At 32.2% G+C, this 7,512-nt stretch carries 8 protein-coding genes; all 8 read left to right on the top strand.

The window, feature by feature from the left end; all coding sequences use genetic code 11:
- The first annotated feature begins 75 nt into the window (after nucleotides 1–75).
- Nucleotides 76–1,854 carry an efflux RND transporter periplasmic adaptor subunit gene (locus P8M54_RS06035; RefSeq protein WP_300286256.1) on the top strand — a complete coding sequence of 593 codons (1,779 nt, stop codon included), beginning with the start codon at nucleotides 76–78 and terminating at the stop codon, nucleotides 1,852–1,854.
- A 39-nt stretch (nucleotides 1,855–1,893) separates the two neighbouring features.
- On the top strand, nucleotides 1,894–2,517 hold the full coding sequence (locus tag P8M54_RS06030; protein ID WP_300286254.1) for a DUF3347 domain-containing protein: 624 nt from the start codon (nucleotides 1,894–1,896) through the stop codon (nucleotides 2,515–2,517).
- Nucleotides 2,518–2,970, top strand: a complete 453-nt coding sequence (locus P8M54_RS06025) for a heme-binding domain-containing protein (RefSeq protein ID WP_300286252.1) — start codon at nucleotides 2,518–2,520, stop codon at nucleotides 2,968–2,970.
- 21 nt (nucleotides 2,971–2,991) lie between these two features.
- Entirely contained in the window at nucleotides 2,992–3,543 is a 552-nt protein-coding gene (locus P8M54_RS06020; RefSeq protein ID WP_300286250.1) for a DUF3347 domain-containing protein, read from the top strand.
- Between the two features lie 291 nt (nucleotides 3,544–3,834).
- Nucleotides 3,835–4,206, top strand: a complete 372-nt coding sequence (locus tag P8M54_RS06015) for a nuclear transport factor 2 family protein (RefSeq protein ID WP_366525127.1) — start codon at nucleotides 3,835–3,837, stop codon at nucleotides 4,204–4,206.
- A gap of 125 nt (nucleotides 4,207–4,331) precedes the next feature.
- Nucleotides 4,332–5,576: a hypothetical protein gene (locus P8M54_RS06010; protein ID WP_300286245.1), complete on the top strand. Its 1,245-nt coding sequence runs from the start codon at nucleotides 4,332–4,334 to the stop codon at nucleotides 5,574–5,576.
- Nucleotides 5,577–5,593: 17 nt separating this feature from the next.
- Nucleotides 5,594–6,334 carry a PepSY domain-containing protein gene (locus tag P8M54_RS06005; protein ID WP_300286243.1) on the top strand — a complete coding sequence of 247 codons (741 nt, stop codon included), beginning with the start codon at nucleotides 5,594–5,596 and terminating at the stop codon, nucleotides 6,332–6,334.
- Between the two features lie 124 nt (nucleotides 6,335–6,458).
- Nucleotides 6,459–7,512 (top strand): multicopper oxidase domain-containing protein (locus P8M54_RS06000; RefSeq protein WP_300286241.1); only part of this gene is annotated, 1,054 nt, incomplete at its 3' end.

Here is a 7,512-nt window from a genome sequence, read left to right as displayed (position 1 = left end):
AAAGCTTGCAAGTACAAGTGCTTTCTATGTAAAATTAGCTGAATTGGACTATTTAACCGCAAAACAATTTTAATTATGATATTTGATAAAAAAACAAAAATAACACTTGTAGCTACTTTAATTATAGGGTTAATACTCGGTGCACTACTCTTTGGTGGAAGTTCTAAACAAGAAGAAAAAAATTCTCAGGAGACGGTAACAAAGGATCAAATTTGGACCTGTTCAATGCATCCACAAATTAGAAAAAATGAACCTGGTGCTTGCCCAATATGTGGCATGGATTTAATTCCACTGGAAACATCTGAAAATAGCGATATTGATCCAAATGCGATAAGTATGTCAGAATCAGCAATGATTATCGCTGGGGTATCAACTTATAAAGTAGGTAATTCAGACGGAATAAAAGAAATCGCATTAAATGGAAAAGTGGAAGTAAATGAAAAAGGAGTCTACAGTCAATCGTCACACATTCCAGGAAGAATTGAGAAAATCCTAGTCACATTTACCGGAGAATATGTTAGAAAAGGACAAGTAGTTGCTTATGTGTATTCACCTGAATTAGCCAGTGCACAACAAGAGCTTTTAGAAGCTTACAGCGTAAAAGACATACAACCCCAGTTGCTTGAAGCCGTAAAACAAAAGTTGAAAAATTGGAGGGTTTCTGAAACAACAATAAAAAAAGTAATTCAGTCAGGAAAAGCACAAGATAAATTTGCCATAACGGCCGATGTATCAGGCTATGTTGTAAAGAAAAATGTAGAGTTGGGCGACTATGTGCAACGGGGACAAACCTTGTATGAAGTAGCTGATTTATCTAAGGTTTGGGTGCTTTTTGAAATTTATGAAACAGAAATCGGTTGGATTAAAAAAGGAGATAAAGTGAACTACACTATTGCTTCTTTTCCAGGAGAATCATTTTCTGGTACAATTTCTTTTATAGACCCTTTTATTAATCCTTCCACTCGTATTGCTAAAGCAAGAATTGAGGTAAATAACTCCAATTTAAAATTAAAACCAGAAATGTTTGTTTCTGGAATTATTAATTCGAAAATGACTGCAAACAAATCTTCTTTAAGTGTTCCTAAATCAGCAGTAATGTGGACTGGTAAGCGATCAATAGTGTACATTAAAAACGAATCCGAAAAAGGAATTTCTTTCAAATTAAGAGAAGTCACTCTAGGTCCATTATTAGGTAGTGATTACATCATCGAAGAAGGATTAGAAGCTGGTGAAGAAATCGCGGTTAACGGAACTTTCAATATAGATGCTGCTGCTCAATTAGCCGGTAAACCAAGTATGATGAATATCGAAGGGGGTAAAGTGAATACAGGCCACGATCATGGTGGTATGAAAGCAACAATGCCAAATGACAAACAAACAACTTTACAAACTACTAAAACCACAATTAGTACAGATGCAAAAGCGAGCCTACAACCTTTATATAAAGATTATTTTGAGCTAAAAGATGCGCTAACTAAGGATGATTTCAATCTTGCAAAAAATGCAATATCTAAATTTGAGAAGTCTTTGAATAAAATAAATATGAATCTATTTAAAGGTGATGCACATAAAATTTGGATGAATTATCAAACAGAATTAAAAAATAACACCTTACATGCTGCTCATATAAAAGATATAAAAGAAATGAGAAAATCTTTTGAGTCCATTTCAAATGTTATGATAGCCATGACAAAGTCTTTTAAACCGTTAAAGGAAAGTTCCTATATACAATTTTGTCCAATGGCAAACAATGATAAAGGAGCTAATTGGTTGAGTAAAGAAAATAAAGTAGTCAATCCTTATTTTGGAGCTTCCATGTCAAAATGTGGAGAAGTGAAACAAACAATTAAATAATAATAATAATAAACATTTAAATTTTTAACCATGAACAAAATGAAAACAACAATCGGAATTTTAGCATTGGCAGTACTAAGCCTAACAGTTTCTTGTAAAGACAACAAGGAATCAAAACACAGTGAAGAAACCCATTCAGGAGAAATGGAAGAACACGATAATTCAGAAATGAATCACGACAACAGCGATGGACATCACAGTGAATCTGTAAACGCAGAAAGATCCATCGAAGCGAACCCGCAGAGAAACCCTGCTACAACACCAATTATAGAGAGCTATTTACAAATCAAAAATGCATTAGCTTCTGATGATAAAAATGCTGCTGCCAAAGGAGCGTCTGCAATGCTTGCGGCAATTTCTAGTTTTAATAAGACAGAACTAGATAAGACACAGGAAAAAGAATATATGGAAATAGCCGAAAGTGTCAAAGAACAAGCAGAGCACATTGCTAAAAGTCCTATCGATCATCAAAGAGAGCATTTTGAAACTATGAGTACCGATGTTATAGATTTAATAACCTTGTTAGGTACAAATAAAACCTTGTATCAAGATTACTGTCCTATGAAAAAAGTAAGTTGGTTGAGTGAAATTAAAGAGATTAAAAATCCTTTTTATGGCAGCAAAATGATGACTTGTGGTAGCATTAAAAAACAAATTAACTAAATGAAAATTCTTAAAATCATCTTACTGATTTTATTGATTGTGTTTGTGGGAATTCAATTTATTCCCACAAAACGCAATCAGAACGACGTAGTGCCAAATACAGATTTTATGTTGGTTAACAAGGTACCTAAAGACATTAAAAATAATTTACAGGTTTCCTGTTATGATTGCCACAGTAACAATACACAATACCCTTGGTATAGTAAAATTCAGCCAGGTGCTTGGTTTATGGAAAACCATATTAAAGATGGGAAAACAGAACTTAATTTCAGTGAATGGGATTCATTATCAAATCGCAGGAAAAAAAGCAAGTTAAAGTCAATAATAAGTCAAATCGAGGATAACAAAATGCCTTTAAGTTCCTATACACTTATTCATAGAAATGCTATATTTTCTGAAGCTGAAAAACAAAGAATAACTACATATTTAACGGAATTAAAAAGTAATTTATAAACAATAATTAAACACAAAAAAATGAAAAATTTAAAAATGAGTATAGCAGTAATGCTATTGTTAGTAGTTTCTGTTGCCAATGCACAGGAAAAACATAAGATGGACCATAGTAAAATGAATATGGGTACTATGAAGATGGACAAAATGAAAGACGCTAAGGCAGAAACAATTCTTACTAGCTATTTTATTTTAAAAGATGCTTTAGTTGCAGATGATTCCAAAAAGGCTGCACAAGCAGCTTTAAAATTAGAAGCTTCAATAAAGACATTTGACAAGTCAAAATATACTAAAGAACAGCAAAAAGAATTAGCAGACATTTTTGATGATGCGACAGAGCAAGTACAACATATTGCAAAAAGCCCGATAGACCACCAAAGAGAACACTTTAAAACATTAAGTCAAGATATTACTGATATGGTAGCTATTACTGGAACAAAAAGCACCCTTTATGAACAGTTTTGTCCAATGTATGATGGCGGTAGTACATGGTTGAGTACAAACAAGGAAGTAAGCAATCCATATTACGGTAGCAAGATGTTGAAATGTGGAAAGGTACAACGTGAAATCAAATAAATTAAGAACCTATAAACAATAGTCTTCTTTAAATTGGTCGTTCTAGTAGGGTTCCATTTTGACCCTACTAGATCGTAACCAAATTAGCAATCTTAAAAACAACTTTACAACTTTAAATGTATTTTTTCATGATGCTAAAACTAAAAAATCTAGTAACAAAATAGTATAAAAAATTAACTTATGAAGCTTTTTAAAATATTACCATTACTTCTGCTTTTGTTCGTGTCTATATCTTATAGTCAGAAACAAACAAACACTTTAGATGTAAATAAAGAAGCAGTTATAGCTGTGATGAAGACATATAAGGATGCAATTCAAAACTTAACAACTAAAGGTACAATCAAATTGTTTACTGATAATTCAGAAGTATTTGAATCTGGTGGTATTGAAGGTTCTTATTTACATTATGTAGAACATCATCTAGGTCCAGAATTAGAACATTTTAAAAGCTTTTCATTCTCAGATTATAAAATAGATGTACAGTTAGATGGCGCTTATGCATTTACTACTGAGACTTACATTTACATTATAGAAGTAAAACCAAATGACAAAGGAGAATCTAAAATCATTAAGAAAAAAGGAGTCGCTACATCAATTCTAAAAAATATAAATGGTGAATGGAAAATTAGTAAAACACATTCTTCTTCTAGAAATACAAAATAAGGAATTAATTTCTAAAAAAAACTGGGCAATGTACTTATACAGTTCTTTTAAATTGAAAAAAGGTCTTTAATAGATAGCACTTTGAAATCAACTATGAGGAAATAGAATTTTATTTTATAACAAATATGAACCAACTCAACCAAATAATCCAGCAATATAAAAACGATTCTGAAAGTGTCTACAATACATGGTTTGTGGATAATGATCAACGATTAAAAGCATTTCGTACCATTCGTCGTGGCGTTCTGCAGGTCATTGACGATATTAAAAATAAAACTTTTCCAAATGATTTTAAGGGAAGTAGTTTAGAATTTGTGTTGAGTTGTATCTCAGAACAAAAGCAAATTTTTGTAGGTGTGGCACATCCCTTTTATTGGAAACCAAAATTGCGTATCCCTGACATTTATGAAAACCAAAATAATAAAATTGCCTTCGGCCAATTTCTCGAGAACTGTATTAATGCAAAAAACGAAGAACAGGTTATAAAAGAAATAGTAAGATTAGACGAATTAAAAATAAAAGGTTTAGGTCCAGCAGTAGCAAGTATTTTATATTTCTTGCATCCAACTTGGTTTCCGCCATTCAATACAGCCATTCTTAATGGATTTAATTTTGTTTTCCAAGACAAAAAAAAGTTAGGCAGTTGGACAGAATATCTCAAAATTAGAGAAATAATTGTAGAAACGAACAGCAAACACAAAGCGGAACTATCCAACGATCTTGGTGCGATAGCTGGTTTGTGTTTTGAAATTGGCACTCAAAAAATGCTAATTGGGCACGATGATTATTTAAGTGAAGACGAACGAACAAAGTTTGAAAAAAACATTATAAAACGTCAGAAAGAAATTCAGGAAGAAAAAAAAGAAGTTACTCTTCACGACGAAATGCAATATCATTTATTAAAAATTGGCACTTCATTGGGTTACGATGTGACTCCTGCCAGTAATGATAAAAGTAAAGCATTCAACGGTCAAAGTTTTTCTTTTACTTCACTAAGCAAATTTCCCGAATTACCTACTGATAAGGATACACAAAAAACGATAAAATTAATTGATGTTCTTTGGTTTAAAAAAGGGACTAACCACATTATTGGAGCTTTTGAAGTAGAGAAAAGTACTAGTATTTATTCTGGAATTTTACGTCTCTCTGATTTATATTTTAGTATTTCAAATGGAACAGAAGTCTTTTATATTATCATTCCTGATAGTAGGGAAAAAGATGTGATACTACAATTAAACAGACCCGTAATAAGAAATTCAAAAATGAATATCAAATACATTCTTTTTTCAGAATTGCGAACTCAATGTGATGCAATTTGCAAGTTTGGTTCAGATTATTCCATAATGGAAAAAATTGCTAAATCAATTTAAAAAAATAAGAAGAGCTAATGATTAAAGGTAAAAAGGCAAAATGGATTAGAAAATCCCATCGCTATTTGGGAATATTTTTAGGACTTCAATTTTTAATGTGGACTATTAGTGGTATTTATTTTAGTTGGACCAACATTGATGATATTCATGGAGATCAATTTCATAAAAAGGGAATTGTTACTGAATCGTTTTCGGATTTAATAAGTCCTTCACATCTTGTACCTGCGACTACAGTACAAACCATCGAATTAAGAAACATCAACCAACAACCTTATTACTGGGTGAATGAAAAACTGCTTTATAATGCTAAAACCGGAGAATTAAAAAATGGCATTTCTAAAGAGGAAGCCATTGCAATTGCAGCTAAAAATATTATTTCGAGTGTAAAAGTGAAAGGGATTCAACTCATTACGAAAACTGGAAAACATCATGAATACAGAGAGCGATTATTACCTGCTTATGTTATATCCTATAATGAACCTAATAATCTAAAAGTTTACGTTTCCGTAAATGATGGTAAACTACAAACGGTCAGACACCGCGATTGGAGGTGGTTTGATTTTTTATGGATGACACATACTATGGATTACGAAGGACGAGACAATATGAATAATATGGTATTGAGAATTTTTTCATTACTAGGGTTGATTTCCGTTTTGAGTGGTTTTTTACTTTGGTATATCTCCTCTCCTACCATTAGAAAAATTTGGAAAAAAATAAAAAAACAAATTAAAATAATCAGTATACAGTCCTTTTAAACGCACGCAGCTATAGAGTTTCTGGAATATATTTACAGACCTATCTACAATCTGTTTCAAGGGATTTATAAGCAATGATTAAGAGTATCAAGATAAAATTAAAAATTAATATTTAGAATAAAAAATGAAAACAACTGTCACATGGCGCACGATTTTTACAAAATCTATCGCTTTACAAACTAAAGGATTTTGTATTGTAATCCTTCTATTTCTGTTCTTATCAAACAGTGCATTTGCACAAAAAGTAGTTCGCTACGATCTTTATGTCAAAGATACCATTGTAAACTTTACGGGAAAACCCAAAAGAGCAATCGCTGTCAATGGACAAATTCCTATGCCTACTCTTACATTTACCGAAGGTGATATTGCAGAAATTTACGTACATAACGAATTGGATGAAGAAACTTCTCTTCATTGGCACGGCTTGTTTTTGCCTAATAAAGAAGATGGCGTTCCAAATGTGACACAAATGCCTATTCCTCCACATACAATACATAAGTATACATTTCCAATTATTCAACACGGAACGCATTGGTATCATAGCCATTCTGGATTACAGGAGCAAATCGGAATGTATGGTAATTTTGTAATGAATAAAAGAGCCGAAGACCCAACTTTTAGAAAAGGTATTGACAATTTACCAACCGTACCAATAGTATTGAGCGAATGGACAGATCTAAAACCAGAAAACGTACATCGGATGTTGCACAATGCAAACGATTATCCTGCCATTAAAAAGGGAACAACCCAAAGTTATGCAGAAGCTATAAAACAAGGCTATTTAGGCGTAAAATTAAAAAATGAATGGAAAAGAATGAACGCAATGGATGTAAGCGATGTCTTTTACGATAAAATTCTTATGAATGGTAAGCAAAGTACAGATGTTAAAAATATTGACGGAAAGCCTTTAAAAGGTGGTGATAAAGTACGTTTACGTATTTCAAATGGGGGAGCTTCATCCTATTTTTGGCTTACTTATGCTGGCGGGAAAATATCAGTAGTTGCAAACGATGGTAACGATGTTGAACCTGTAGAAGTAGACCGATTAATTATTGGTGTTTCTGAAACTTACGATATTGTTGTTACTATTCCTGCCGATAAAACTGCTTTTGAATTTCTAGCTACGACCGAAGATAGATTGTATTCAGCTTCTTATTTTATTGGAGACGGAATCAAAC

It is taken from the genome of Flavobacterium sp., assembly GCF_029242675.1.
Taxonomy (GTDB): domain Bacteria; phylum Bacteroidota; class Bacteroidia; order Flavobacteriales; family Flavobacteriaceae; genus Flavobacterium.
The sequence above is the reverse complement of the archived record's forward strand: the minus strand, read 5'-3'. Positions and strand labels throughout refer to the sequence as shown.